Raw genomic sequence first — 26,315 nt, forward strand, 5'->3', positions numbered from 1 at the left:
TTCACGGAATATAAGGGGAATGGGGACATGCAACTGTTAACGATGGACCAACGCCCGCCAGCCCGCCGCGACTGGCGTGTCTTTTGGCGGCTGACGCGTCCGCACACGCTGACAGCGGCGTTTGTGCCCGTCTGCGTTGGCACGGTGCTGGCGCTTGGCGACACATCAGTCGACTGGCTGCTGTTTGCTGCGATGCTTTTGGCTTCGCTGCTCATCCAAGCGGCGACAAACATGTTCAACGAATATTATGACTACAAACGCGGTCTCGATTCACCTGAATCCGTCGGCATTGGTGGCGCCATCGTCCGCGATGGCCTCAAGCCAAAAACCGTGCTCGCCTTGGCGTTTAGCTGCCTAGGAGTGGCGATGCTGATCGGCGTCTATATCTGCATGGAAAGCAGCTGGTGGCTCGCCGCTGTCGGCACGATTTGCATGGCGGCCGGCTACTTTTACACCGGCGGACCGTTTCCGATCGCCTACACTCCGTTTGGCGAGCTGGCAGCTGGGTTTTTCATGGGCTGTTTGATCATCTTGATTTCGTATTTCATCCAAACCGGCGCCATTCACGCCGATGTCGTTTATGTCTCGATCCCGGTGGCGATTTTCGTCGGTGCCATTTTGCTGGCCAACAACATCCGTGACTTAGAGGGCGACCGCGAAAAAGGGAGAAAGACGCTCGCCATTTTGGTCGGGCGCGTTTGGGCGGTACGCTTGCTCGCCCTCATGTTTGTCGCCGCCTTTCTTTGGACGGTCGGACTTGTGATGATTGGCACCGTTCCTCCTTGGGCGCTGCTCGCCTTAGTCAGCGTTCGAAAGGCGGTGGCGGCGACGCGGGGATTTATCGGCAAAATCAAACCGCTGGAAATGATGCCAGCCATGAAAGCGACAGCGGAGACGAATACGCAATTCGGCTTTTTGCTCACCATCGGCTTGTTGATCAGCCATTGGCTGTAACACGGTCACCATGTGGCCGTGTTTTTTTATGCTGACAAACATAAACCAGTTGGTTGCCGCCTTTATCCTCTGACCGTGTTTTTTATGCTGACAAACATAAACCGGCTGGCTGTCGGCTTCATCCTCTGACCGTGTTTTTTTTTCGTTTTCGCCCATACTAACCTTATAAAGGGCTGACGGAACGCCGCGGGCGCCCCGCCGGGAAGTGTTTCTCCCACGGAAGCGCGCCTTGATTCCGATGGGCTCCGTTTCTCGCAAGCGGTTGAGAAAACGCGGCCGGATGCCACGTCAGCCTGAACAACGCGAATGGCGAAGGAAGGAGTTGCAACCGATGTTGACGAACGAACAGCTGGCCGCCCTCCGCTCCACCTTGCTCGCGATGAAACAGGACATCGAAGAGCGGCTGAAACAAAACGACCATTTCGGCCTCATGCGCAGCCATGCCCACGATGCCACCGGCGAGCTAGCCAGTTATGACAATCATCCGGCCGACGAGGCGACTGAGCTGTATGAACGGGAAAAAGATTTGGCGTTGGATGAACATACCGAGCGAGAATGGCGCAGCATCGAGCGGGCGCTCCAAGCCATGGACGAGGGAACATATGGAACGTGCCGCGTCTGCGCTCAGCCGATCCCGTACGAACGACTGGAAGCGCTGCCGACCACCCTTTATTGCCGGGAGCACAGCCCGGACCAAACCGTCTCACAAAAACGGCCGCTGGAGGAAGGAGTGCTCATGCCGCCGTTTGGCAAATTTGATTTTGACGGCCGCGATGAGTCGGTCGCTTACGATGCCGAGGATGCGTGGCAGGAGGTCGCCCGTTACGGCACGTCCGATACCCCGTCCGACCTTGGCAAAAACGTTGACTACTACGGCGAAGTGTACGCCGAGTCGGAAGAGAACGTCGGCTATGTCGAGGACTTGGAAAACTTCGCGGCTGTCGATTTGTACGAAAAAAACGTTCACGTGTACCCGACAAGAGAACACGAACAGCTCGAACAGCAATTGGATGATGAAGGCATCATGTCCAATCTCGGCGATTTGCCGGCGTACGAAAAAGACCCGTATACGTCCGCAGGCAGTTACCGCCGTTATGACGAAAGGCCATCCGAACAACGTTTTGATGAACCCACTCCTTAAACGATCCGGGAACAATGAACTTCACACAAAGGATCATCGGCACTTTGGTCTTTTTTGAAACGGAGGAAGTGCGTGTTCCGTACTACATACTGCAACGGAACGAAACGATAAACCTACACGAAATTGAGTACCAGCTGAACGCCGATGATTGACCTAAACAAGGGTGTCTTGAGCTAAGCAGGGCACCCTTGTTCCACCTTCAACCTTTTCAGGTGGGTCCGGACCATCGGTGAATGTCGACTGTTTTCACCTTCCGTTTTGACCTAACGTTCTGCGCGAGAAGGGGAACGCGACATCTTTCTCGATTGAGGACCCTTAACTAAACGTACTTTTCTCTCAGCATCCTCGCGAGCGAATTACCGCCTTGACCGACGAGTCAAACGCGTTTTTCCGTTCGGTCAGTTCGGCCAACGGGGTCGTTTGATCCATGAACCGACGAGTCAAACGCGTTTTTCCTGGTCGCCCAGCCCATCGATTTCCCCATTTGTCTCGTTGACCCCCGCCCCTTTAAAAGGCCGGTGAAACACCGCTGTCACACACCAATCGGCGGCATTTTCATTCAGAAAAGAAAGCGGATTTTGCAAGTTTTTTCTAAGAGACCGGTGATTTAAGGGGACAAGTCGCTTATCAAGCCCGTTTCTCAAATAGATAATCCTTGTCGCATCAAGATCGCCTTTCAAGCGTTCCCCCATTGCTCAAGAGAAACAACCGTTTTTCACCAGCCTCCTAAAAGGTCGGTGAAAAACCGCTGTCTCACACCAATCGATGGCATTTTCATTCTGAAGAGAAAGCTGGTTCTGCAAGGTTTTTCTAATTGAGAAACAGGTGGAATCAGTCGTTTTTGCACTAAATCACCAGCCTCCTAAATGAGAAATGCGTGAGATCAGTAACAGTTTACCCGAAATCGCCAGTCTTTTAGAAGGTTGGTGAAACGCCGCTGTTTGCCTTGATTGACGGTTGAACGGTGAACATAGCAGCTGCTGCCACCAGTTTTTCCACTTGAAAAACGATTCGGAGAAGCGGTTGTGTGAGCCAATCACCGCCCTTTTCCACAAATATCCCCATCACCACCCGGATGTCGATAAATTTTGGTTGCACATCGCTTCTTATTATATTATAATATATATAAATTAATAATTATTATAAAAAAGGAGGCTGCCTATGGCTTCTGCATCGTACGACTTTCACCATCTTCCGCATGTCAAAACGCAGAGTGAATCGAAGAAAGCGCTCTGGGTGACGCTGGCGCTGACGATATTGTTTACCGCTGTGGAGATCGCCGGGGGGATTCTTTCAAACTCGCTCGCCTTACTGTCCGATTCTGCTCATATGGCTTCCGACGTATTAGCGCTCGGGCTGAGCATGATCGCTCTTTACTTGGCGACACGTCCGCCCAATCCTCGCTTTACATTCGGCTTTTTGCGGTTTGAAATCATCACCTCGTTTTTGAACGGTCTGACGCTGGCCGTCATTGCGCTCTGGATCTTGTGGGAAGGCATTCAGCGCTTTCTCCATCCACAGCCGATCCAGTTTCGCCTCATGCTCGGGATCGCTGCGATTGGCCTCGTCGTCAACGCGACACTGACGATCGTCTTAAGCCGAAGCACAAAAGCGGAAGACAACTTGAACGTTCAGAGCGCCCTTTGGCATTTCATCGGCGACTTAATCAGCTCGATCGGTGTCATCGTTTCCGCGCTTCTTATTTATTGGACCGGTTGGACAGTATTCGACCCGATCATCAGCTTGGTGATCGCCGCCATCATTTTCACGGGCGGGGCAAAAATTATGCGCGAATCGTATCTCATCTTAATGGAAGCCGTGCCCGAACGATTTGACCTCGAACAAATCCGCGCCGACATTCGAACGATCGAAGGGGTCGAAGACGTGCATGATCTGCATTTATGGGCCATCTCGACCGACCATTACTCGCTGTCGGCTCACGTGTTTGTCAACGAACACATCCAACCGCTTTGCATCATCTTGGCGGTGAATGAACTGCTGAAGAAAAAATACGGCATCGAACATGCGACCATCCAGGTCGAACACGCCATGCTTCATGATCATGGCCGCTACGGGCGGACGTTTTTAGAGAAAAAGAAAATCCTACAATAAGAAAGGCCGCCTCTGCCGGGAGGGCATGGGCGGTCTTTTCTGTTTGTTTGTCCATTTTCCTTTTCAACTCAAAAGGAATCAAGACGATCCACGGCGAACATCAAGATACAGACATCAGCTGCCAAAGGAAGGGAAGGCTTATGGAAATCGAAACGATCTTCTCATTTTTCGGCGTCGCTGTTTTGCTTACGTTAGCCCCGGGCCCGGACATTTTGTTCGTCATTGCCCAAAGCCTGTCCCAAGGCAAACAGGCGGGCATCACCACCGCACTCGGGCTGTGCACCGGCCTGCTTGTCCATATCAGTGCCGCCACGTTTGGTGTCTCAGCCATCATTTATCAGTCAGCCTTGGCCTTTGCCGTCGTCAAATACGCAGGGGCCGGGTATTTGCTGTACTTGGCATGGCAGGCGTTCCACGAAAAAGACGCTGGCTTGGCACCCAGGCGTCAAGAGCAGCTCGCCTTGAGATCGCTGTACAAAAAAGGCATTTTGATGAACGTGCTCAATCCGAAAGTGTCGCTCTTCTTTTTGGCGCTCCTGCCGCAGTTCGTTGATCCATCAGCGGGCCGCGTGCCGCAACAGATGTTGCTTCTTGGCGCCGTCTTCCTCATTCAGGCGCTCGCCGTGTTCACCTTGGTGAGCATCGGCGCGGAAAAACTGCGCCACTGGCTGCTGTCGAACGAACAAATCGCTCGGCGGATCCACTGGCTCAAAGGCGCCCTTTTCGCCGCCATCGGCATCCAAATCGCCTTCAGCGAGCGTTCGTAGCGGCCGAAAACGAAACGAGCGGGCTGTTTTTTCAGCCTGCTTAAGATTTTTTAGCAGCTGCACACCTAGTTGACAAAGCGGGCCATCAAAAGCAAATCCCAATACGTCTTGTCATCGATTTTCGCCGCGTTTTTCTTCACCCCTTCTTCCACAAATCCAAACTTTTGATACAATCGAATCGCGTTCGTGTTGTCAGCGACGACTTCGAGGCAAACTTTTTCAATAAACGGATGTTCCGTTGCCCACTCAAGAAGCGTCGCAAGCAGCGCCTTGCCGACCCCTTGGCCCCGAAAGCTGTTTTTCACGCTCATACCAAAAGCCCCTTGCTGCTTTGTCCGTTGCCTCTATGACACCGCGTTTCTTCATCAATGGGCTAGTCGATGTTGACTTGGTCGCAACGAATAAACAAAATGATTCCGGTCATGCTAAAAGCGAACCATGGTGTGGAAGGAGTCGAACAAACATGAACTTACAATCCGGCAAATTGTACTGGCCCACCACCTTGCCAGCCCCGCCGAGCTACCCGGTCTTGGAGGAAGATATTGACTGCGATGTACTCATTATTGGCGCAGGTACCTCGGGCGCCCAATGCGCCTACTTCCTGAGCGACACCGACCTTGACATCGTCGTCGTCGACAAGCGAAAAGCGGGACAGGGGAGCACGGCTGTCAACACCGCCCTCATTCAATACTTGGGGGAAAAAATGTTTTTCGAGCTGATCAACAGTTTTGGCGAAGCATACGCAGCCCGGCATCTCAAGCTTTGCGAACAGGCCATCCGCGATCTCGCTCAGGCTGCCGGAAAGCTGCCGCTCGATTGCGAATTTGTCACCCGCGACAGTTTGTATTACGCCAGCTCTTCTGAAGATGTAAGCAAGTTGGAAAAAGAATACGCCGCTCTCCAGAAACACGGCTTTGCCGTCGAATGGTGGACGGAAGAGCAAATCGCCCGCCACTACCCGTTCCGCAAGCCCGCGGCGATGCTGACGAAAAACGATGGCGAAGTCAATCCATACAAACTGACGATCGGCTTGCTTGAATACGCCAAAAACCGCGGTGTCCGCCTGTTCGAACAAACCGAAATCAATGGAAAAAAACTAGAAAAAGACAAAGCGATTTTTTATACGAAAACGGGAGCGGTCATCCAAGCAAAATCCGTCATCATCGCCGCGGGATATGAAACGTTAGATTTCAAAAAGGACCGGAACGCTGTGTTGACGAGCACGTACGCGGTAGTCACCAATCCGGTCGATGATTTCTCAGGCTGGTACAACCGGACGCTCATCTGGGAAACCGCCCGTCCCTACATTTACATGCGGACGACCGCTGACAACCGCGTGATCATTGGCGGGTTGGATGAAGATACGACCTACGCCGATGAACGCGACGCGAAACTCATCCATAAGCGCGACCAGTTGATCGCCGAATTCAACCAACGCTTCCCCACCATCAACGTGCAGCCGGAATTTTACCTCGGAGCCTACTACGCCGGCACGCATGACGGCCTGCCGATCATCGGGGTGTATGACGAATATCCCAACTGCTATTTCGTCTATGCTTACGGGGACAACGGGGCGGTCTACAGCATGGTGCTTGCCAAATGCCTGCGCGATTGGATCGCAGCCGGCCAAAGCGATGACGCCCAACTCTATCTGCCCGAACGCCCCTTGGCCTCCACGCTGCGGCCGTGATTATGCCTTTTCGCGCACACGGACGGTCACAAAACGATCATTCCTCATGGGCTGGGGCAAAAACCAAAGGCTGGCAACAGAGATGGGGATCGAAAAGGGCCCTTGGCCTCAAGGCGAGCACAAGATGTCCAACCAATGTTTCAGCGCATAGGCAGGGAGAAAAGGGGGCAACACACGCGGAGCCCCCTCCCTCTCCCCAGCCAAATTCGCCGACTTCACTCCTCCACTTGTCCTTTGAGACCAACTTTTGCGCCTAATTCCGCAAGCCGTATACCAATCTATGGTGAATAGCGCCCCTGCTAACACCATCTTTTTCTATCAGCCGTCTTCAATACGAAGGCTCTTTTTAAGCCATTGAGTATATGAGATCATAGAATTGTTTAAAGAGAAAATACAATTGATATCAGTGGAATCCAAGGAATGTGATGTTGATTACTTGATAATTGTCCCCAATGAGCGCCGACCATTCATAGGAAATCGTTTTCGGAGGATCCATCTGCATATAATCGACATAGGTGCCTCCAAAAAACAATTGCAGCCCCCTTAGGAGGTCGGTGATTTCGTGCAAAATACTGCAACATGCGGAAACAAAGGCACTTTGAAAATATGCCATTTGGAACCGACTCATATTTTAGTCGCTTGGACAAACTCTTCCCTAAATAGCACGAGCTTGTATGCTCGTGCTGTAGAAACTCCTTTGCTTTCCTTGTGTTTCAAGGTTTTTGCCTTGAAGACAAAAAACCTCCCGATTTTTGTCGAGAGGATGCGAAGTGTGAGTTAGAAAATTTACTCATCTACAGTATGAAAAACTTTAACCTTATACCAAATATTTTTCCAGTTCTTTTTCGTTATCCGTTCTTCGTAAATCTTTGATAATTCTTTTGATTCTTTAAAATAGGGTGTCGGTTTTACTTCCAAGTTAATCACATCATCTACTCCCCAAGGAGCAATCAAGATGATGTCATTCTTTTCAGCTAATTTTACACCTAAAGATGTTGCTGTTTCTGGAAACTTTGATATAGCATCTACGGAAGATGAATAAGGAGAAATATTATTAACAATGTGCATTCTTGCCTCATTTTTCACTGACCAAGGAATGTTAGGAAGGATATTTCTCAACCTCATTTCGAACTTCTTTTCTTCTAATTCGTCCATATTGGTATCATCAAAATAAATAACGTCAATATCTGGAATAGGTGTTCTTTCTTTAAAGCCATGTAACATATCCCATATTTATTTTCGAACGAACAAATCCAGCACAGACCCACCAATCAGGTAAATTTAATGATTTTACTGCTCTTAATATATCCATCATCCACTCGTCTTCTTTAATCAGTTGAATGATATCTTTATCATTTTTGATAATCATCAGTTAATTTCCTCCAATCGGTAACGTCAAGAATTTTGTGTAATGCAAGATAGGGTATCTCTGAAATAGATTTGGAATGGATATGGGATTAGTTTCCCTTGTGTAATAGGCTGAATATTCGGTTTCTTGTGTAAAAAGGGAGAATCCCCTGATCTTATTGGTTTTATATTTACATTATTTGGTTAAATTTAACCTTCTTCAAACATTCGTTGAAGGGCTTCATGCGCTTCGGCAAATCCTCGTAACTTTCTCCCTGCCCATTTCTCGTTAAAGTCTTGAATCGTCAAATACACGATTTTTTTCGCGGCTTCTAAACTGCTCAAACGGTTCATCGGCTTGAGACGTTTCCGAATCTCCTTGATCGTTCGTTCAATGACATTCGTCGTGTAAATCACACTTCGAATACTGCTTAGATCATCCATAAATGTTAGGAAGACATCCAACTCATTGGCCCAAGATTGAACTTCTCTCGAATACTTGCTGGACCATTTTGATTCAAACTGTTGAAACATCTGGAACACCATCTCCTTATTCGGCGCGCGATCAATCAGTTTAAGGTCCTCTGCCACTTCAAATTGATCTTTTTTCCGAACACATTGTAAGGTATTGCGTACTTTGTGAACGAAACAACGCTGCACATCGGCTTTCGGATACACCACCTCAAAGGCTTCCTCCAACCCCGGTAGTCCATCGAATACGCCCAGAAGTACTTCCTTTACGCCCCTGTTGTATAGTTGTTGAAGAATCTCCTGCCATACATAGGCGCTTTCCTGTCCTCCCACAAAGAAATCAAGAATTTCACGATGCCCTCTTCGTTTACACCTAACACAACATAAATGACCTCTTTTTCTACCGTATCTCGACGAAGTTTCACGTACAACCCATCCCAGATATAAGACCGAATATCGCTTTTGTAAAGGACGTGTGTGCCATTTCGCAAATGTCTTCCTTTACCACATCCGTGATATGACTAATCGTTGTTGGTGAGTAGGCATTTCCTAAAATTCGTTCAATAAACTTGCCAATTTCCCGTGTACTCATGCCGCTTTGATACATCTTGATGATGGCTTCCTCAAGCCAGCCGGTGTGGCGTTGGTAAGGTGCAAACAGCTGCGTTTGAAATTCTCCGTTTCGGTCTCTTGGGACCAAAAGATCTTCAATTCGACCATATTGTGTATCTAGATTTCGTTGATAATAGCCGTTTCTCATGTTTGGCGTTCCAGCCTGTTCGATTTCGAGGAAATGTTTGATTTCTTCCCGCATGATCCGTTCTCATTTTTCTTTCACAAACTGACGAATGGCGTTTTCCAGTTGATTGACCCAGTCTACATTCGGTATACTTTTAGACATAGGTAGGGTTCTCCGTTTCCGTCATTCACGATTGGGTGGCTCCCCCTGTATACGGAAAAAACGGGTCATCCAGCAGCGGATCCGGAACGGCTGCTTCGCCTGATGCTGCTATCGTATTTGTTCAACCACTCCGAGCGGGAGTTGTATGAGATCCTCCCCATGCATGCCGGATACTTGTGGTTTTGCGGTCTCGACGTTGAATCCGTACTCCATCCAGATCCTCATCACCCCACACTGCCGGATCCAACGACGCTCGTCAAAACACGGAAGCGCTGGCGCCAACACGGAATCTTTGATCGGCTGATGACCTATGTGGTGGATCCGTGCATCGCAGCGGGACTGGTCTCGCCGGATGTGCATGCGGCGGCCGATGGCACTCAAGTGCGGGCGAATGCTTCGATCCACCGCTTGCGGGAAGTCAAGCTCGCTCCGGTGGAACCGTTGGAGGACTACCTCGCCCGCACCGCCCGGGAAGATGAACAGGCCGAGTCCCCAGAGGCGGATCGGGATCCCGATGACGACCCGCCTTCTCCGTCTCCCCCATCAGGGGAACGCGTCCATGCCGAAGAACGAGGAAACTTCCGTGGAACTACGTTTTCCAACCAAACCCATCGAAGCGTGACGGATCCGGATGCCCGGTTGTACAAGAAAGGCAAAGGGCAGGAAGCGTATCCTCGATATTTGGTGCACGACGTCATCGACGTCCAGTCGCGCGTGATTTTGTCCAGACGGGCCAGCCTCGCCATTGGAACGGCGGAACGGGAGACGAGTTGGGAGCAGCTGGCTTCCATTCGGTTTCGCCACCCGTCGATCACGATTCGAACCTTATCCGCAGACAAAGCGTATGGCCCCACGTAGCATATGGGATCATTTTCTATCCAAGGCATCACGCTGCTCGTACCGCCGCGCCGCAAGGAGATGGAAGAAATTCCAACCTAGAAGCGCCGGGCGAAGGATCCCGCTCAGGAAGCACAACGCCAGGCGAACGTCCGGGAAGTTCAGATTCGCAACCAAGCGAGGCTCATTCAGCAACAGGGTGGTGATCGATCCATTCAAGCCCTTCGCACGCGTTGTGAGCATGTGTTTGCCGAAGGGAAGGAATGCCATGGGCTGGACCGGGCCCGAAGCCGAGGCCTTTACGTCATGGAAGAACAGGCGCTGTTGACCGCCGTCGTGCAAAATCTGAAGCGATGGTGCCGGTTTCGAAAAAAACGAGGGGAGACCGGCTCTTTGGCGTGCGCAAAAATGGAATTTGGAGCAGGAAGTCCTGTTCGTCCTCCCGTCCTTTGGCGCCAAATGGCGGGGAGAAGGGTCTCCAAAATTCGACATGAGGGAAGTCTATGCCCCATTCATTCACCGGCCTTTTAGAGGAGCAAAATGATTTTTATCATTTAAGCTGAGACTCTGTTAAATAATGTTGTTGATTTTCTTGTTCGACTAACAGACAGTAATGTTCAAAAAAGGATTTTTTCAACCACTTGCATAATATATAAAAAGTAGTTTGTTAATCTAACGACTCGGTAGCGTCAAAAGTTCTATGAAAACTCCACACAGACCATCCCATTGAGCATCGTGGGGCATGCAGAGAGCCGGATTCGCCCTTGACCAACACCCGCCAAAGGTGCGGAAGAGTCGTCAAGGGCGACGGGGACAAAAAAGAAGGCAATAGGAAAGCCGCCCTTGCCTTTACCGAATTTTACCTTTGGCGGTGTTCGGTTGGTCAAGGGTTCGCTTCGCCGAATCCGGCAGGAGTTCTGTTCAACGGGCTCTGGAGGACAAAAAAGTTAGGCTGCCTCGTTTTGAAGGAAGTCCTGAGCCATGGCGATCAGCTTCGTCCACCGGGCCGGCATATGCGGCAGCTCGGCGAGCTCCGGGATGACGACCGGCACCCGGCCTTCGAGCGCGCTATGCGGGCGCAGAAAGTTAAAATACGCCACAAACAGCGTCACAAAGGACACCGAGCCTTCCTCGGCGCCAAACCCATGGGTCGGGCGGTAGTTGCCTTTAAAGGTCCGGTTGAATCGCTCGATGATCTGCTTGAGAGGGCGAAATTCTTCCGAGACCGGATCTTCGTTGGTCAGGCCGATTACCTGGCGGACGTCAAACGAAATCCCGTGCTGGGCAAAGAAGTGTTGCGCCAACAGGTAAATCGGGTTGCCATCCACGACGAACGACAAGTCGTCTGGAAGGGACGGCAGCTTCCTGAGGACATCATTGATCGCCTTGATGGCCGAGAGCGTGTCCCGGTTGGGCGAGACGCGATAGGACAGCACGATCTTTTTCACCGCGTCGAACATAAAGAATAGGTAATGCCAACGGCCCTTCACACGAATATATGTCTCGTCCCCACAGAACGAACCGGACAGCTCATACGGAAATCGGTCGACAAAGGGCTTGATCCAAAGCGCGACGCTGTTGGCGTAGTTGAGCACCGTCTGATGAGAGATCGAGACGCCATGGATGTCCTTCAGGGCGGCGGCGGTTTCCCTCGAGGACATCCCAAAGTTGACGTAGTACGTCAACACGAGCCCCAACACGTGCGGCGACGCAGCCAGCCGGGACAAATCGACCTTCGGCTTGATGAGCGACGAGGAAGCCAACGGGAGAAAGTCAAACAAGAACTCCCGAAACAAATACCGCACCTTGAAGGCTTGAGGATTCTGTTGAAACTGTTGGCGCTCTTTCTTCGTCATCCGGCGAAGGTTGGCCTGGTAAAACGGGCAATCGTTGTTCTTGCACTTATAGATGTTGTATTCCTTGCGCTCCTTGATTTTTTCCAACGTCTTTTTGCAGTGCGGACAACGAAAGACCGCTTGCTTGGTGAACCGATTTCGGTGGTTGAACCGGCATTGGCACACTTTGCATTGGTATTGCCCTTTTCCGCCGTTATTGGCGTACAGGTAAGAAGAGGGAGCCTGGCAGCGAGGGCAGGTCAACGAATCCGGCACACGGTGTTTCGCATTCGCGCGGCGCTGGATGGGCCGTAAAGGACGTCTGTGCTGGGCTTCATAGTCTGCCAACAGCTTCCGGTAATCAAGGGTTTCCGGCACATCGATGATCGGAAGGTCATCGACCTGAAGTTTCCGGTACGGCTTTTGGATGGGTTCGTCCCAGTCCTCGAGATGCAAGGATTTCCCCAATATCACACCCATTAAATACACAATGATTTGATATTGGGTCTTGATAATTTCGAGCAAATAGGCTAATAATTGAGGTAACAAAGCTTGTCACTCCTTTGTTTTGGCTGTTGGGTGTCGTTACCTCAATGATGGCCGAAAACAATGGGGGTGGCAAGCTTTTTTTCGTTCAACCGTTGAAACTCAAGGGAAAACCGTGAGTGTGGAGGATAAACTTTTGACAATACCAACGACTCGGTAGGGGGAATATTATGGACATAAAAATACATAGTGGTTTTTCTAATGCAAATCTTGATGAAATGAGAGAAGTTTATTGTTCTGTCGGTTGGACAAAGCATACAAACGAGATTATTAAGCAGGTTTTTGAAGCAAGTAATGTTATAGCATTGGCTACTGTAAATGGTCGAATTATTGGATTTGGAAGAGCGATTTCAGATGGTGTTTTTAATGCTGCAATCTATGATGTTGTGGTCCATCGAGATTTTCAGAAGCAAGGGATAGCTAAAAAAATTATGGAGTTTTTGTTGGATAAACTAAGTAGTGTTTCTTGTGTGCATTTAATCTCAACAACTGGAAATGAAGAGTTTTATCGGAAACTTGGATTAAAAAGGGTTAAAACAGGAATGGCAAGGTATTTAAATCCTGAGCTAAGTAACGAGTATTTAGATTAAGAACTGTAGATGAGCAAATTCGCTAACATAAATTGACAACCCCAAAAAAAGGAGACATGAACCCAACTCCTTGAGTAAAATAGATGTGCTCAAACCCATTCACACAAGGAGGTTCATGTCTTAGGAATCGATGAGCACATCATCAACGAATCCACCAATTTTTCATGACGTTAGGGTTGGCGCTTGATTTCTCGAAACCGGTCATCAAGCCTCTCGTTCATCTTGTGGATGCCTTGACGACCAAGGGATTTTCAGGAACATTGACGGATGTCCGGTACTGGAGTTTTCACCCGAATCATCGAACCACGCTCAGCCACTTTTTCACGAAAAGCCCTTGGGATGAAGAGACGTTGCTTCGCAAACTCCAGCCATGGATCCTTCATCGCATCCAGCGAATCGCCAAACAGGAGAATCAACCCCTTTTTGTTTCGATGGATGATCCCATTTGCCAAAAAACGAAGCCTTCGTCACGGGCAACGCACGCCATTCAAGGGTGTGACTGGCCTTTCTCTCACAGCGATCATCAATGGGTCTGGGGGCATTCGCTTGTTTGGCTGATGGTGCATACTTTCTCGCAAGCGTTTCCGTTCGCCTTTCGTCTGTATGACAAGACGGCGGGAAGAAGCAAAATCGACCTGGCGATCGAGATGCTTTCCTCGCTCAAGGGGAAGCGGGCTCAGCCGGTGTATGTGCTCATGGATTCCTGGTATCCGTCCCAAGCGCTCATCGAAGCCTGCCTGAAACAAGGATTCCATGTCATCGCCATGCTCAAGACGAACCGGATTCTCTATCCGAAAGGTATCGCCATCCAAGCGAAGAAGTTCGCCCGCTATATCGAGCCCAACGACACCCACCTCGTCACGGTGGGGAAGGAGCGTTACCGCGTGTATCGCTACGAGGGAGCGATCCATGGCCTCGATGACGCGGTGGTGCTGCTGGCTTGGAAGGCGGATGAACCGATGACGCCAGATCATCTCCATGTCGTCTTGAGCACCGACCGGGAGCTAGGCGATGAAGAGATCTTGCGTTACTATGCCCAGCGCTGGACGATCGAATGCTTTTTCCGGCAGGCCAAAGACCAGCTGAAGCTCGATGGATACCGTGTTCGTCACATTCGGGCGGTGAAACGGTATTGGGCAGTGGTGCTCTTAGCCTGTGTATACAGCATCGCGGAATCTCAACAAGACCTCTCTTCCGGCCTAGAGCTTCTTCGTTCTCGGAAAGGGCACAGCATCGTCGAGTTCATCTACGATGCCGCGAAGCAAGAGATTCCCATTGATGTGATCAAAAAACAGCTCCATGTCGCCTAAGGGGTCCCCTGTTTGTCTCTTAGGGAATGGAAATTACTGTAATGAAAAATGCTCATCTACAGGCTTTTGAAAAAGGGTGTATTGGAACTTGGTTGGTTAGTGGCTTTGGTAGAGAGGAACAAGCTCATCAATTTTATAAAGAATTAGGTTATGAAATAACGGGATACCGTTTCGTGAAGCGCTTTTAAAAATATCGATTTGGTGAATCTCCTATAGAGGGCTTTTGTTGTTATATTATCGATATAGTCAAACAAAACATACAAAAAAGACCGGTATAAATCGGTCTTTTCTATCGACATACGTTAGTTGAACGAGATAGCTAAGTTCCAATAAGCTACATAAAAATCACTGACTTTTAAATAATTTCATTTCACTGTTTCTAAAGGTCAATCCCATTTTTTATATAATGGTATCCCATCATCAGACGCATGTAACCAAATTCGTTTTATCCCGATTTTTTTGCATTCCTCAATGCAATTTTCTAATAATTTCAGTTCATCACTACAACGTGTACTTGACAGACGGTATACCTATCTGAACAAGCGCGGGAAAAAAATGGTTGGTTTCCTGTTCTTTAGTGGATGCATAAGTAAGATGTGTGATGGAAAAATCAAGTGCAACTTTTGGTGAAGAGCTTTATGAAGAAACTGAAACCCTTTAATGGGTTAACTGTATGTAAAAATTGAAATGTTTGTTATAATATCCAAATAGGAGCATTCCTGTTAGAAGCTTTTCCGAGGACTTGAACAAAAAAAGCCCTCTTGGTATGATGCAGGGGTGTCAACCAACTAATGGACCCTGAATTCATGCCAAGGAGGACTTCAGATGAATTGTACACAAAATCACAAGATCGATCAAGTCACGGATGAAACACTCGTGGTAGGGATGGACATCGCCAAACGAAAGCACTACGCCTGCTTCGTTGATGCCCGGGGACGCGTGCTCCAGACATCGTTTCCCGTCATCCAGTCGAAACCAGGCTTTGAGCAGCTGGATCAGCGCATTCGACAAGCGATGAACGAGTTTGGAAAAACCAAGGTCATCGTGGCGATCGAGCCGACCGGGCACTACTGGTTGAACCTGGCCTATTTCCTTGAGGAAAAAGGGATCCCGTTGGTCATGGTCAATCCTGCGCATGTGCGCCGATCGAAAGAGCTCGATGACAATCTGCCGACGAAACACGATGCCAAAGACGCACTGGTCATTGCCAGACTGGCGAAAGACGGGCGGTTTAGCTTCCCTCGGCTCCTTCGCGACATCGAAGCGGATTTACGCGTGGGGAGCACGCTGCGGGAGAAGTTCATGAAAGAGCATACAGCCGTGCGCAACGCGATGATCCGTTGGACCGACCGGTATTTTCCTGAGTTCTCCGCCGTCTTCTCCAACTTTGGGAAAATGGCGCTGGCCGTGCTGGAACTCACCCCGTTTCCGGAGGAGATCACCGGCCGCACCGTGGAGGAGCTTGTGGAGATCTACCGGCAAAGTGAAGGGCTGAAAGCGCCCCAGAAACCGAAAATCCGGAAGCTGCTTGAGGCCGCGAGCCATTCCATTGGCGTGACGGAAGGACAGCAGATGGCCCGTTTGGAGATCGCCGCGCTCGTCCGCCGATATCGCCAATTGGAGGAGGAAATCGCCGCACTGGATGCGGAACTGACAGCATTGGCGCAAACGACCGTGGAATATCAGTGGTTGAAAACGGTGGATGGTCTGGGAGATGCCACGATCGTTGACCTGTTGGCCGAGATCGGGAGCTTTGCCCACTACCGGGACCCGCGGCAACTGATCAAATTAGCGGGCCTGACGCTCAAGGAGAACTCCTCCGGCCAGCACAAAGGGCAAAAACGGATCTCGAAACGGGGACGAAAACGGCTGCGTTCGGTTCTGTTTCGGACGATGATCCCCCTGATCCGCCATAATGAGGCGTTTCGCGAGTTGCATAATTATTACACGACCCGGGCGGTGAATCCACTGTCCAAAAAACAATCGATCGTGGTGTTGTGCGGCAAACTGCTCAAGGTGTTGTTGACCATCTGCACGAAGAAGCAAGCGTTTGATGGAGAACGAATGAGGCAAGATGTCTTCGCCCATGTTCAAGTCCGGGCCGCCTAGTGCCTGTCTTCTCGCGTAAAACGGAATTCTCTTGACAATAGGATGACACCGGAGAAGCTGGCGCGATATCATCCATTCGACCTTGAGTCCCTGTAGGAGCTTAGCCGGCCTCTGCCTGATGAAGAGACCGAACGAGGGAATGTTGGCGCGAAGACGCCCGGAGACATGGGAGGGTTCGTCCTCATCAGCCATGCAGAGATCCAAGGGTGCATCGAATACGCTTCTCCCCACTGCAGTAAAAAATACCCAGCAGTGGCCGCGAAGCGCACCCTAGATCTGTAAGATATCCACAAAACTGAAAAAGGATGTAATAGATTTTGTCGAAAAATATTTTTTTGACACCCCTGAGAGGCCGCAAAGCCTTGATACATCAATATTTATAGAGGGAGTGTATTGCTTGGTATAAGTATAATTTCAAACATTACAGGAACTGCGATTTTAATGCGTTTTATAAAAAGGGGAGATTTATATGAATAAGATAACTGGAAATGCAGTGATTGTTCGAACGCTTTTTAATAATCGTTATACCGTTCAATATTACCAAAGGGAATACAACTGGGGACGAAAACAGATTGAGGAATTGATAGAAGATTTAACAAATGAATTCTTTGAGTTTTATCAAGTGGGAGATTCTCAAAGGGATGTAATGAGATATGGGAATTATTTCTTAGGACCCATTATTTTGACAAATGATAATGCGATTATTGATGGTCAACAACGTCTCTCGTCTATAACACTGTTGCTTATCTATCTAAATAATTTGCAAAAAAATTCCACTTATTCAAAAGTAAACATTGATAACTTGATTTATTCTGAAATGTATGGGCAGAAAACTTTTTGTATTAATGTCCCAGAAAGGGAACCCTGTTTGGAAGGCTTATTCGATAATGGAGATTATGACATAACCAATGAAACATCAGAGAGCGTTATCAATTTATATAATCGCTATAAGGATATTGAAGAAATTTTTCCGGATGAGTTAAAAGGTGAAGCTCTTCCGGTCTTTATTGAGTGGTTGATAGACAATGTTGTTTTTATTGAGATAAGAACGGATTCAGAACAAGATGCTCATAAAGTGTTTGTCACTATGAATGATAGAGGATTAAGGCTTACTCCTACAGAAATGCTTAAAGGGTATCTACTATCTGAAATCGATGATGATAATACGCGAAACAAAGCAAACGACTTATGGAAAGCAAAAGTATTGAAATTAAAAGAGATTGAAAAAGACGGAGATGCTGACTTTATTAAAAACTGGCTAAGAGCACAGTATGCAGAATCTATAAGAGAAGGGAAAAGAGATGCGGAGAACAAGGATTTTGAGATAATCGGTACAACCTTTCATAAATGGGTTAGGGAAAATAAATCCATTATGCAATTAAATAAAAGTTCGGATTTTGAGAGGTTTGTATTAAAAGATTTCAATACTTTTTCGGATCTATATATTCGTTTAAAACAATACTCCAGTTCATTCGATAAAGAGTATGAATATCACGAGTGTTGATTATCCAAAATTATACATACGCCTTCCATAAATTTGGGCATACTCAAACAAAGCAGCGGCCATCCCGGATTTCCAATCGAGAGGAAGCTGCCCAGAGAAAAAACGGCGAACGAACGAAATGAAGGAAAGAGAGACGTTCGTCTGTTTTTTGGTTTGATCATACAGCCATCGCAGCAACACATACGCGATGAACGCCGCAAACAGTTGGTTGTATACCGCATTTTCCGTCGTGCCAAACAAGGTCGGGACATTCAGATATTGCTTCACCCAACGGAAAAAGACCTCAACAGTCCAACGTTGTTGGTACATGTCGGCAATGGTTTCCGCAGACGCATGGAAGAGGTTCGTCACGACCCGAATGTCGCGGCCATTCGCATCTCGAAAGATCACCACCCGGTGACGCTTGGTGGAGCGGCATTGTTTCGTCCCCAACTGGCACGTGAAGTCGGCTTGAACCGATGAGGATGTGCTGGAAAGGCGTTTCAAGCTTTTTTTCTGATGGAGTTCGATGTTGTCCTTCATCCGAATGACAAAGAGCTGATGTTGCTCCACAAATCGATCGAGGCGTTCGATTTTGAAATACGCCCGGTCTTCCACCAGCACTTGTTGAGCGTTCGTCAACTGTTCTCCCACCGGGCCATCATGACGCAGTCCGATGGTTTCCACCACGTCTGCCGGCAACGAGGATTCCGGCGAATACGCGACGTGCAGCTTCACCCCGGCGCGTTCGCCGTGATACGGCGCCCATGGCAGGCGGTTTTTCCCGACCGTGACGGTCGTCGAATCCACCACCCGAAGCGGTTTGAGAAACCGAAGCGAACGGCGGGTTTGGCGGTTGCACTTGGAAATGATCAACGCCAACAAGCGTTTCATGATGTCATAGGGAACTTCTTTCGCTTTCTTGGATACAGTTGAATAATGGAATCGCGGCAATCCATACAGAGGCCCCACATCGGCTCCGTGGCGAAAGCTTTTCCATTGATGCATGGCGGCCAGCAGGAAGAAGTGAATCAACTCGCGCAACGTAAAGGTTCGAGACGAATCACGATACCCAACCGCTTCGGCAATCAGTTGAATCTCTTCATCCGAAACAAGTTTTTGCATCAAATTCGGGAGTGTGGTATGCTTGTTCATAGAGAGCACCTCCTGGGTTTGTTTGTGTCGCTACTCACATTCTACAGGAAAGGTGCTCTTTTTTCTATACCCTTTGGATTTTATTGGATAATCAACACGCCTGGTTAAAGCTTCTAAAACAACTTCCAAAGATAATATGGTTGATTCGTTGTAAGTAGGAATAAGAAAAAATAGGAGGAATAAGAAAAAATGGGGTAAGTTTTGAACAGAAATGCAAAGAGTTATATGAAAAAGAAGTAGCTATTTATCGTGATGCAGAAATAACAATCAGGCATGACTACCTCGCACACGAAAACATTCGCATGCTTGATATATTTATCTTGATAGTCGCAATTGGTTAGATGATATTGATAAAATATAGATTAAATCAAGACAATGAAGTTGTAGGTCGTGAAGAATTCGTGCTGGGTCCTAGCTCTGCAGATGTTATTGTAGAATTACAAAACTGGTAAAACCCCTCAATATGAGGGGTTTTTTTAGAATTATTCTTCTTCTAATGCATCTAAGACGGAATAGAAGTCGTTAATCACGAATGTATGTTCGTTTCCATCATCAAAAAAAATTTCATTCTTGATACGGAAGCTGTCTTCTGTTTCCATTTCCGAACAGTATCTTCTTTCTTCACTTAACATCAGCCAACTCCCCCTCTTTATTTTCATTTTCTCTCCCATACACCTTTGCAAAAAGGACATTGCCAGTGCGTAATCATATCAAGTTTCCTGTTATAAATCCCAATTTTCAGCCTGGAAAAATAAGGCGGTGAATAACGTTCGCGCAAGCTGTAAGGAATTTTTTCTCCAATCAAGTCTGCCGTACAAAATGGACATTGCTCAACCGGTCTTTCTTCCATGCTCTCCCTCCTCAATAGATATTATATACCATATAAAGGAAATAAGAAAAGACTGTTTGGTTCATATTGTGAACTTAAATAGTGAAGTGATTGATTTTACCTCCTGTTGCTCAAAGGCTTTCATGTCAGCCAAATATTGAACTCTGACATGTTCGGCTTCTACAGCCTTTTGGCATGTTGTAACATTGGATTTAGCTTAATAAGGTATATGGAAAAGGACCCAATTTTGGCCCTTTTCCTTTTATACAAAAATATCAACATTAACCCGTGGTGCTAGTTGAGCGCTAGCGCTCAACTAGCCCGAGTGTTACAAGCGAATACACCAACAAGATGCCATCGAGTGCTACTTCAAATCCCGCAATCGAATTCGCACGAATGTCTGTCATACGATATTGGTCAACAAGGACGGAGAATACCGTTTCAATGACTTTCCGTTTTTGTTTGAGCCATGTCTCCCATGACTCAGATGGGCGGTGTTTCTGGTTTTTGCGAGATGGAGTCCAAAAAGCGATTTGGTACGCCTCATACAACTTTTTTTGCCATTCACTACTGATGAATCCTTTGTCACCCAAGTTATAGGGGTGAGGAATTTGAGTCATGACGGTTTCAGCTGCAGTTCGATCGTGACAGGACGCCTCGGTTACCACGTATCCCATAGGTAGCCCTTGATCTGTCACTTGAAGATGAAACGTAAACCCATAGTACCACTGCTTTTTCGATGCACAAAATCCAATGTCAGCGATGCCTTGAAATCGTTTGACACGGTACATTCTTGCGGCATGGCACCACTCGATTGGCATGCTATCTACGACCGCATAGGCATGGTGTTGCCCACGTTTCGCCAGTTCATGACGAATCCATTTGATCGCAAAGCGCAGCGATCGGCAACGGCGATTGTATCGAGAACGTTCGAGAAAACGTCCATCCGTGAACAAGTTCCCAGTAACAAAGCGATGCCATGCACGTTCGGAAGAGAAGCCAAGCAACTTTCCTAACAGATGAATGGCAATGATCACTGCGTCTTCTTGTTTCGCCAAATGACGATTGCGGCGTTGAAGATAGCATTGAATGTGTGACAGCTGGGCAGAAACAAAAAAGAACATGGCTGCATATTGTTTTTGAATTTTCGCCTTGTCTGTTGTAAAATGAAAGTGCTCTTGCATGGGGATTCTCCTTTCGAATGTTTGGTCGCACTTTCATTCTACAGGAGATCCGCAGGCAAGGGCTATTTTTATGCTTACTCGATTTTATCTAGCACCACGGGTCAACATTAACGTTTAAAAGAGTCTATTCTAAAATAAAATTATAGAACAACTTTCCACTACAAAATGTGGATACTGCAAATTATTTGAATAAGCTATTTATCGGACTAAATTTTGCATGTCCTTGCTGAACCTCGTTGCTGAAAAGATTTACATACACTTTTGTCATTTCCAATGACGTATGCCCCAGTATTGCCTGTAATTGAAATGCATTTGCCCCATTTAACACACATAATTTAGCAAATGTATGGCGAAACGTATGTGGAGAACAGCGAACGTTCTTGATTCCTGCCTTTTTCCCATACTCTTTAATTCTGTCCTGTACTTGCTTTTTGCTGAGTGGCGTATCGTCACGGGTAATAAATAAATAATCAGTATCCACACTCCCTCTAACAGCTATATATTTTTTCAACTGATTAATCATTTTATCTTGAATAGGAACAAAACGTTCGAAACCCCCTTTTGTATTTCGAATGCGGATGACTTTTTGTTCCCAAATGATATCCGTTGTTTTTATCCCTACCAATTCATTTACTCGAACTCCCGTTTCCAACAGCAACATCATAATCGTATAATCCCTTAAACCTACAAACGTGCGAAGGTCGCATGCTTTAAATAAAGCCTTTATCTGCTGATTATCAAATGTTTCTACAATCCTTTTTCTATCCTTCAGCAATTTGATGTCTTTCATCGGATTGCTTTTTATGAGATTCCGTCCTTCCAAAAAGTTAAAAAACGCCCTTAAAGCCCTCAAACGGGAATTGATACTGACTGTCTTAAGACCTTTTTCTTTCATGTACATAATGATATTTCGCTTAATGGTTTCTCCTGTCCATTCACTTACACGCAACTCGATTTCTTGCTCTTTCAGCAGTTTTATAAACGCATTTAACTCACTGCGGTAATATTTAATCGTATGTTCCCGCAAATTTCTTAGTTCGCAATCCTCAATAAATATCTCTAACAATTCCTCAAATGTGTATTCAATTTCTGTGTTGTCATCAGATATTAGCAATAACTCCTCACGACTTAGCTCTCCTCTTCTTCCTCTCTTGCTCTTTCTCTGCAATTTTCTCTCATTTTCTATTCTTTTCACTTTCCATTTCACCTCACCGAACACGATTATACGCACACGATTTTCTTTTCTGGAATCGTATTCGGTAAATAAAAAAACAAGGGATTCCACTTACGTGAAACCCCTTGTCCCTAAAGCCTTTTCCCTATTTTCGATGCCGATGGTGGGAGTCGAACCCACACGGGGGGCTACCCCACACGATTTTGAGTCGTGCGCGTCTGCCAGTTCCGCCACATCGGCGCGACATTTACTATTATATCTTCTCAAGTTTTGTTTGTCAATAAAATTTTATTCATTAGATGGAGGCGGCACCCGGATTCGAACCGGGGGTAAAGGTTTTGCAGACCTCTGCCTTACCACTTGGCTATGCCGCCTTAGTCAAAAGCGGAAGACGGGACTCGAACCCGCGACCCCCACCTTGGCAAGGTGGTGTTCTACCGCTGAACTACTTCCGCAACATTGGCTGGGGTAGCTGGATTCGAACCAACGCATCACGGAGTCAAAGTCCGTTGCCTTACCGCTTGGCTATACCCCAATGCCATTTTTCAAGGGCGACTAGTGGGAATCGAACCCACGCATGCCAGAGCCACAATCTGGTGCGTTAACCACTTCGCCATAGTCGCCATGATAAGAGTGGCAGGGGCAGTAGGAATCGAACCCACACCGGAGGTTTTGGAGACCTCTGTTCTACCATTAAACTATGCCCCTTTGTTTAAATGGTGGAGGGGGACGGATTCGAACCGCCGAACCCAAAGGGAGCGGATTTACAGTCCGCCGCGTTTAGCCACTTCGCTACCCCTCCAAGAATGGTGCCGACTGCAGGACTTGAACCCGCAACCTACTGATTACGATTCAGTTGCTCTACCAATTGAGCTAAGTCGGCATAATACGGATCAAAAAATGAACAGGCTCATTCTTAATATTTCATGGTGGCTCGGGACGGAATCGAACCGCCGACACAAGGATTTTCAGTCCTTTGCTCTACCGACTGAGCTACCGAGCCGTATGTTATTTTTTAACTCGCTCGTTGATTGCTCTATGCCTCTTCCTCTACCAGCTGATTCAAAGATGCTCGATGCGTCGAGGCAACTCGCAGCAAACTCGATGATGCCGATGCTCGTCTCTACCGACTGAACTGCCTTATCCTTACTTTACCTAATTAAAGATGGCGGTCCCGACGGGACTCGAACCCGCGATCTCCTGCGTGACAGGCAGGCATGTTAACCACTACACTACGGGACCTTATTGGTTGCGGGGGCAGGATTTGAACCTGCGACCTTCGGGTTATGAGCCCGACGAGCTACCGGACTGCTCCACCCCGCGATGATAAAAGATAAATTTGTTTCGACCATGTACTGAGCTTCGTTTAAATGTTTGTTGCCTCTTCCTCTACCAGCTGATTCAAACTGATTCAAAGATGCTCGATGCGTCGAGGCAACTCGCAGCGTATTCGATGAAGCAAATGCTCGTTGCTCCACCCCGCGACGATAATAGAAGATGAACTTGTTTGAAAGTGGTGGAGGATGACGGGATCGAACCGCCGACCCCTTGCTTGTAAGGCAAGTGCTCTCCCAGCTGAGCTAATCCTCCACGAAGAAGTGACCCGTACGGGATTCGAACCCGTGTTACCGCCGTGAAAGGGCGGTGTCTTAACCACTTGACCAACGGGCCATGCTGATGGATAATGGCGGAGAGCAAGGGATTCGAACCCTTGAGGCGCTATTCACGCCTACACGATTTCCAATCGTGCTCCTTCGACCACTCGGACAGCTCTCCACGATGGCTCCGCAGGCAGGATTCGAACCTGCGACCAATCGGTTAACAGCCGATTGCTCTACCACTGAGCTACTGCGGAATCATAATAATATCCTTATCAAAGTGTGATTTGATCACGTAACTGCCCATCGCTGAGCCATTACTGAGAGATATCGCTTTAGACATTTATTATTATAATGATTCGTGATGAGCTGTCAAGGCCTTTTTCATTCCTTCAAAACTAGATAACCGTCGGAAGAAGCCGCGTTTCGTCCGGTCTAGCTCCGGCTCGCCATCGGCTCACGACGCTTCGGTCCTGCTATGGCGGTATAGCCTCCTCGCAGGCCTCCAGCGCGTTTCGCCGATCGGCGGGCGGCCTCCGCTTTTCTAGGTTAAGCCCTCGATCGATTAGTATCCGTCAGCTCCACGTGTCGCCACGCTTCCACCTCGGACCTATCGACCTCGTCATCTTCGAGGGATCTTACTCGCCTAACGCGATGGGAAATCTCATCTTGAGGGGGGCTTCACGCTTAGATGCTTTCAGCGCTTATCCCGTCCGCACATAGCTACCCAGCGGTGCCCCTGGCGGGACAACTGGTACACCAGCGGTGCGTCCATCCCGGTCCTCTCGTACTAAGGACAGCTCCTCGCAAATTTCCTACGCCCGCGACGGATAGGGACCGAACTGTCTCACGACGTTCTGAACCCAGCTCGCGTACCGCTTTAATGGGCGAACAGCCCAACCCTTGGGACCGACTACAGCCCCAGGATGCGATGAGCCGACATCGAGGTGCCAAACCTCCCCGTCGATGTGGACTCTTGGGGGAGATCAGCCTGTTATCCCCGGGGTAGCTTTTATCCGTTGAGCGATGGCCCTTCCATGCGGAACCACCGGATCACTAAGCCCGACTTTCGTCCCTGCTCGACCTGTCCGTCTCGCAGTCAAGCTCCCTTGTGCCTTTGCACTCTCCGAATGATTTCCAACCATTCTGAGGGAACCTTTGGGCGCCTCCGTTACCTTTTGGGAGGCGACCGCCCCAGTCAAACTGCCCACCTGACACTGTCTCCCACCCCGCTAAGGGGTGCGGGTTAGAATTTCAATACCGCCAGGGTGGTATCCCACCGGCGCCTCCACCGAAGCTGGCGCTCCGGCTTCTTAGGCTCCCACCTATCCTGTACAAGCGATACCAAAATTCCATATCAGGCTGCAGTAAAGCTCCACGGGGTCTTTCCGTCCTGTCGCGGGAAACCTGCATCTTCACAGGTAGTATAATTTCACCGGGTCTCTCGTTGAGACAGCGCCCAAGTCGTTACACCTTTCGTGCGGGTCGGAACTTACCCGACAAGGAATTTCGCTACCTTAGGACCGTTATAGTTACGGCCGCCGTTTACTGGGGCTTCGGTTCGCACCTTCGCTTCCGCTAAGCGCTCCCCTTAACCTTCCAGCACCGGGCAGGTGTCAGCCCCTATACGTCGCCTTTCGGCTTCGCAGAGACCTGTGTTTTTGATAAACAGTCGCTTGGGCCTTTTCACTGCGGCTCTTCCAGGCTCTTCACCCGAAAGAGCACCCCTTCTCCCGAAGTTACGGGGTCATTTTGCCGAGTTCCTTAACGAGAGTTCTCCCGCGCGCCTTAGGATTCTCTCCTCGCCTACCTGTGTCGGTTTGCGGTACGGGCACCTCTTCCCTCGCTAGAGGCTTTTCTTGGCAGTGTGAAATCGGGGACTTCCGGATCACTCCGTCGCCATCACAGCTTGGCCTTCCGGCCAGCGGATTTGCCTACTGGCCAGCCTCACTGCTTGGACAGGCTCTTCCAGCCGCCTGCTCGCCCTATCCTCCTGCGTCCCCCCATCGCTCCAACGGGAAGGAGGTGGTACAGGAATCTCCACCTGTTGCCCATCACCTACGCCTTTCGGCCTCGGCTTAGGTCCCGACTAACCCTGAGCGGACGAACCTTCCTCAGGAACCCTTAGGCTTTCGGCGCAGAGGATTCTCACCTCTGTTTTCGCTACTCATACCGGCATTCTCACTTCTAAGCGCTCCACCAGTCCTTCCGGTCTGGCTTCTCTGCCCTTAGAACGCTCCCCTACCGATGACCAACGGTCATCCCGCAGCTTCGGCGGCACG

The 26,315-nt window shown here is 48.6% G+C and carries 20 protein-coding genes, 15 tRNA genes, 1 rRNA gene and 3 pseudogenes (1 of these 39 only partly in view); 11 read left to right on the plus strand and 28 right to left on the minus strand.

Annotated features, from left to right (window positions below):
* Nucleotides 1-27: 27 nt before the first annotated feature.
* Both ACTVIM_RS14005 and ACTVIM_RS14010 read left to right on the plus strand, forming a co-directional pair.
* Nucleotides 28-954 (plus strand): 1,4-dihydroxy-2-naphthoate polyprenyltransferase, encoded by a 927-nt coding sequence (locus tag ACTVIM_RS14005; protein ID WP_445612947.1) that lies wholly within the window; start codon nucleotides 28-30, stop codon nucleotides 952-954.
* A gap of 331 nt (nucleotides 955-1,285) precedes the next feature.
* Entirely contained in the window at nucleotides 1,286-2,095 is an 810-nt protein-coding gene (locus ACTVIM_RS14010; protein ID WP_445612948.1) for a yteA family sporulation protein, read from the plus strand.
* A gap of 440 nt (nucleotides 2,096-2,535) precedes the next feature.
* Here ACTVIM_RS14010 and ACTVIM_RS14015 read toward each other — a convergent pair whose 3' ends face one another.
* Complete coding sequence (locus tag ACTVIM_RS14015) at nucleotides 2,536-2,775, minus strand: hypothetical protein (RefSeq protein WP_445612949.1); 240 nt, start codon at nucleotides 2,773-2,775, stop codon at nucleotides 2,536-2,538.
* Between the two features lie 235 nt (nucleotides 2,776-3,010).
* Nucleotides 3,011-3,193: a hypothetical protein gene (locus tag ACTVIM_RS14020; RefSeq protein WP_445612950.1), complete on the minus strand. Its 183-nt coding sequence runs from the start codon at nucleotides 3,191-3,193 to the stop codon at nucleotides 3,011-3,013.
* Nucleotides 3,194-3,256: 63 nt separating this feature from the next.
* Between ACTVIM_RS14020 and ACTVIM_RS14025 the strand changes: the two genes are divergently transcribed.
* Complete coding sequence (locus tag ACTVIM_RS14025; RefSeq protein ID WP_445612951.1) at nucleotides 3,257-4,207, plus strand: cation diffusion facilitator family transporter; 951 nt, start codon at nucleotides 3,257-3,259, stop codon at nucleotides 4,205-4,207.
* Between the two features lie 140 nt (nucleotides 4,208-4,347).
* Nucleotides 4,348-4,974 (plus strand): LysE family translocator, encoded by a 627-nt coding sequence (locus tag ACTVIM_RS14030; RefSeq protein WP_445612952.1) that lies wholly within the window; start codon nucleotides 4,348-4,350, stop codon nucleotides 4,972-4,974.
* A gap of 65 nt (nucleotides 4,975-5,039) precedes the next feature.
* On the opposite strand, the gene ACTVIM_RS14035 is transcribed toward ACTVIM_RS14030, so the two are convergent.
* Nucleotides 5,040-5,285, minus strand: a complete 246-nt coding sequence (locus ACTVIM_RS14035; protein WP_445612953.1) for a GNAT family N-acetyltransferase — start codon at nucleotides 5,283-5,285, stop codon at nucleotides 5,040-5,042.
* A gap of 152 nt (nucleotides 5,286-5,437) precedes the next feature.
* On the opposite strand from ACTVIM_RS14035, the gene ACTVIM_RS14040 reads away from it, so the two are divergent.
* On the plus strand, nucleotides 5,438-6,664 hold the full coding sequence (locus ACTVIM_RS14040) for an NAD(P)/FAD-dependent oxidoreductase (protein WP_445612954.1): 1,227 nt from the start codon (nucleotides 5,438-5,440) through the stop codon (nucleotides 6,662-6,664).
* A 786-nt stretch (nucleotides 6,665-7,450) separates the two neighbouring features.
* Here ACTVIM_RS14040 and ACTVIM_RS14045 read toward each other — a convergent pair.
* From ACTVIM_RS14045 to ACTVIM_RS14055, 3 genes and pseudogenes are all read right to left on the minus strand, one after another.
* Nucleotides 7,451-8,033 (minus strand): annotated as a pseudogene (locus tag ACTVIM_RS14045) (nucleotidyltransferase family protein).
* 188 nt (nucleotides 8,034-8,221) lie between these two features.
* Complete coding sequence (locus ACTVIM_RS14050; RefSeq protein ID WP_445614369.1) at nucleotides 8,222-8,923, minus strand: IS256 family transposase; 702 nt, start codon at nucleotides 8,921-8,923, stop codon at nucleotides 8,222-8,224.
* Entirely contained in the window at nucleotides 8,904-9,296 is a 393-nt protein-coding gene (locus ACTVIM_RS14055; RefSeq protein ID WP_445612955.1) for a transposase, read from the minus strand. The genes ACTVIM_RS14050 and ACTVIM_RS14055 overlap by 20 nt, the downstream gene beginning before the upstream one ends.
* 104 nt (nucleotides 9,297-9,400) lie before the next feature.
* Here ACTVIM_RS14055 and ACTVIM_RS14060 point away from each other — a divergent pair.
* Nucleotides 9,401-10,751, plus strand: a pseudogene (locus ACTVIM_RS14060) (transposase); the annotation flags it as partial.
* 416 nt (nucleotides 10,752-11,167) lie between these two features.
* On the opposite strand, the gene ACTVIM_RS14065 reads toward ACTVIM_RS14060, so the two are convergent.
* Nucleotides 11,168-12,604, minus strand: coding sequence for a DDE-type integrase/transposase/recombinase (locus tag ACTVIM_RS14065; RefSeq protein WP_445612449.1), 1,437 nt, complete (start codon nucleotides 12,602-12,604; stop codon nucleotides 11,168-11,170).
* A 167-nt stretch (nucleotides 12,605-12,771) separates the two neighbouring features.
* Between ACTVIM_RS14065 and ACTVIM_RS14070 the strand changes: the two genes are divergently transcribed.
* The 5 genes and pseudogenes from ACTVIM_RS14070 to ACTVIM_RS14090 all read left to right on the plus strand — a co-directional run bounded on the left by ACTVIM_RS14070 (nucleotide 12,772) and on the right by ACTVIM_RS14090 (nucleotide 18,114).
* On the plus strand, nucleotides 12,772-13,191 hold the full coding sequence (locus ACTVIM_RS14070; RefSeq protein WP_445612956.1) for a GNAT family N-acetyltransferase: 420 nt from the start codon (nucleotides 12,772-12,774) through the stop codon (nucleotides 13,189-13,191).
* Between the two features lie 164 nt (nucleotides 13,192-13,355).
* Nucleotides 13,356-14,501, plus strand: a complete 1,146-nt coding sequence (locus ACTVIM_RS14075; RefSeq protein WP_445612957.1) for an IS701 family transposase — start codon at nucleotides 13,356-13,358, stop codon at nucleotides 14,499-14,501.
* A 71-nt stretch (nucleotides 14,502-14,572) separates the two neighbouring features.
* Nucleotides 14,573-14,689 (plus strand): annotated as a pseudogene (locus ACTVIM_RS14080) (GNAT family N-acetyltransferase); the annotation flags it as partial.
* 637 nt (nucleotides 14,690-15,326) lie between these two features.
* The gene (locus ACTVIM_RS14085; RefSeq protein WP_445612958.1) at nucleotides 15,327-16,610 is read left to right on the plus strand and encodes an IS110 family transposase; all 1,284 of its coding nucleotides are present in this window, start codon (nucleotides 15,327-15,329) and stop codon (nucleotides 16,608-16,610) included.
* 469 nt (nucleotides 16,611-17,079) lie between these two features.
* Nucleotides 17,080-18,114: a DUF262 domain-containing protein gene (locus ACTVIM_RS14090; RefSeq protein ID WP_445612959.1), complete on the plus strand. Its 1,035-nt coding sequence runs from the start codon at nucleotides 17,080-17,082 to the stop codon at nucleotides 18,112-18,114.
* Here ACTVIM_RS14090 and ACTVIM_RS14095 read toward each other — a convergent pair whose 3' ends face one another.
* The 21 genes from ACTVIM_RS14095 to ACTVIM_RS14195 form a co-directional block, all read right to left on the minus strand.
* Nucleotides 18,115-19,248 carry an IS4-like element IS5377 family transposase gene (locus ACTVIM_RS14095; protein ID WP_445612960.1) on the minus strand — a complete coding sequence of 378 codons (1,134 nt, stop codon included), beginning with the start codon at nucleotides 19,246-19,248 and terminating at the stop codon, nucleotides 18,115-18,117. It lies immediately after the preceding gene.
* Between the two features lie 482 nt (nucleotides 19,249-19,730).
* Complete coding sequence (locus ACTVIM_RS14100; protein WP_285755348.1) at nucleotides 19,731-19,880, minus strand: hypothetical protein; 150 nt, start codon at nucleotides 19,878-19,880, stop codon at nucleotides 19,731-19,733.
* Nucleotides 19,881-19,903: 23 nt separating this feature from the next.
* Entirely contained in the window at nucleotides 19,904-20,098 is a 195-nt protein-coding gene (locus ACTVIM_RS14105) for a hypothetical protein (RefSeq protein WP_445612961.1), read from the minus strand.
* 284 nt (nucleotides 20,099-20,382) lie between these two features.
* The gene (locus tag ACTVIM_RS14110; RefSeq protein ID WP_445612932.1) at nucleotides 20,383-21,261 is read right to left on the minus strand and encodes an IS982 family transposase; all 879 of its coding nucleotides are present in this window, start codon (nucleotides 21,259-21,261) and stop codon (nucleotides 20,383-20,385) included.
* Nucleotides 21,262-21,442: 181 nt separating this feature from the next.
* On the minus strand, nucleotides 21,443-22,456 hold the full coding sequence (locus ACTVIM_RS14115) for a tyrosine-type recombinase/integrase (protein WP_050772229.1): 1,014 nt from the start codon (nucleotides 22,454-22,456) through the stop codon (nucleotides 21,443-21,445).
* A gap of 134 nt (nucleotides 22,457-22,590) precedes the next feature.
* A tRNA-Leu gene (locus ACTVIM_RS14120) sits at nucleotides 22,591-22,675 on the minus strand.
* A gap of 60 nt (nucleotides 22,676-22,735) precedes the next feature.
* Nucleotides 22,736-22,809 (minus strand) — tRNA-Cys (locus tag ACTVIM_RS14125).
* A 9-nt stretch (nucleotides 22,810-22,818) separates the two neighbouring features.
* Nucleotides 22,819-22,890 (minus strand) — tRNA-Gly (locus tag ACTVIM_RS14130).
* Nucleotides 22,891-22,895: 5 nt separating this feature from the next.
* A tRNA-Gln gene (locus tag ACTVIM_RS14135) sits at nucleotides 22,896-22,970 on the minus strand.
* Between the two features lie 15 nt (nucleotides 22,971-22,985).
* Nucleotides 22,986-23,058: transfer RNA gene (locus tag ACTVIM_RS14140), tRNA-His, on the minus strand.
* Between the two features lie 11 nt (nucleotides 23,059-23,069).
* Nucleotides 23,070-23,143, minus strand: a tRNA-Trp gene (locus ACTVIM_RS14145).
* A 9-nt stretch (nucleotides 23,144-23,152) separates the two neighbouring features.
* A tRNA-Tyr gene (locus tag ACTVIM_RS14150) sits at nucleotides 23,153-23,237 on the minus strand.
* A gap of 5 nt (nucleotides 23,238-23,242) precedes the next feature.
* Nucleotides 23,243-23,318, minus strand: a tRNA-Thr gene (locus tag ACTVIM_RS14155).
* A 44-nt stretch (nucleotides 23,319-23,362) separates the two neighbouring features.
* Nucleotides 23,363-23,438 (minus strand) — tRNA-Phe (locus ACTVIM_RS14160).
* A 163-nt stretch (nucleotides 23,439-23,601) separates the two neighbouring features.
* Nucleotides 23,602-23,677: transfer RNA gene (locus tag ACTVIM_RS14165), tRNA-Asp, on the minus strand.
* Between the two features lie 4 nt (nucleotides 23,678-23,681).
* Nucleotides 23,682-23,758, minus strand: a tRNA-Met gene (locus ACTVIM_RS14170).
* Nucleotides 23,759-23,949: 191 nt separating this feature from the next.
* A tRNA-Val gene (locus ACTVIM_RS14175) sits at nucleotides 23,950-24,025 on the minus strand.
* A gap of 9 nt (nucleotides 24,026-24,034) precedes the next feature.
* A tRNA-Glu gene (locus tag ACTVIM_RS14180) sits at nucleotides 24,035-24,106 on the minus strand.
* Between the two features lie 14 nt (nucleotides 24,107-24,120).
* Nucleotides 24,121-24,211: transfer RNA gene (locus tag ACTVIM_RS14185), tRNA-Ser, on the minus strand.
* A 4-nt stretch (nucleotides 24,212-24,215) separates the two neighbouring features.
* A tRNA-Asn gene (locus tag ACTVIM_RS14190) sits at nucleotides 24,216-24,290 on the minus strand.
* Nucleotides 24,291-24,578: 288 nt separating this feature from the next.
* Nucleotides 24,579-26,315, minus strand: a 23S ribosomal RNA gene (locus tag ACTVIM_RS14195) (it continues 1,190 nt past the right edge of the window).

The organism is Geobacillus sp. YF-1, assembly GCF_052692335.1.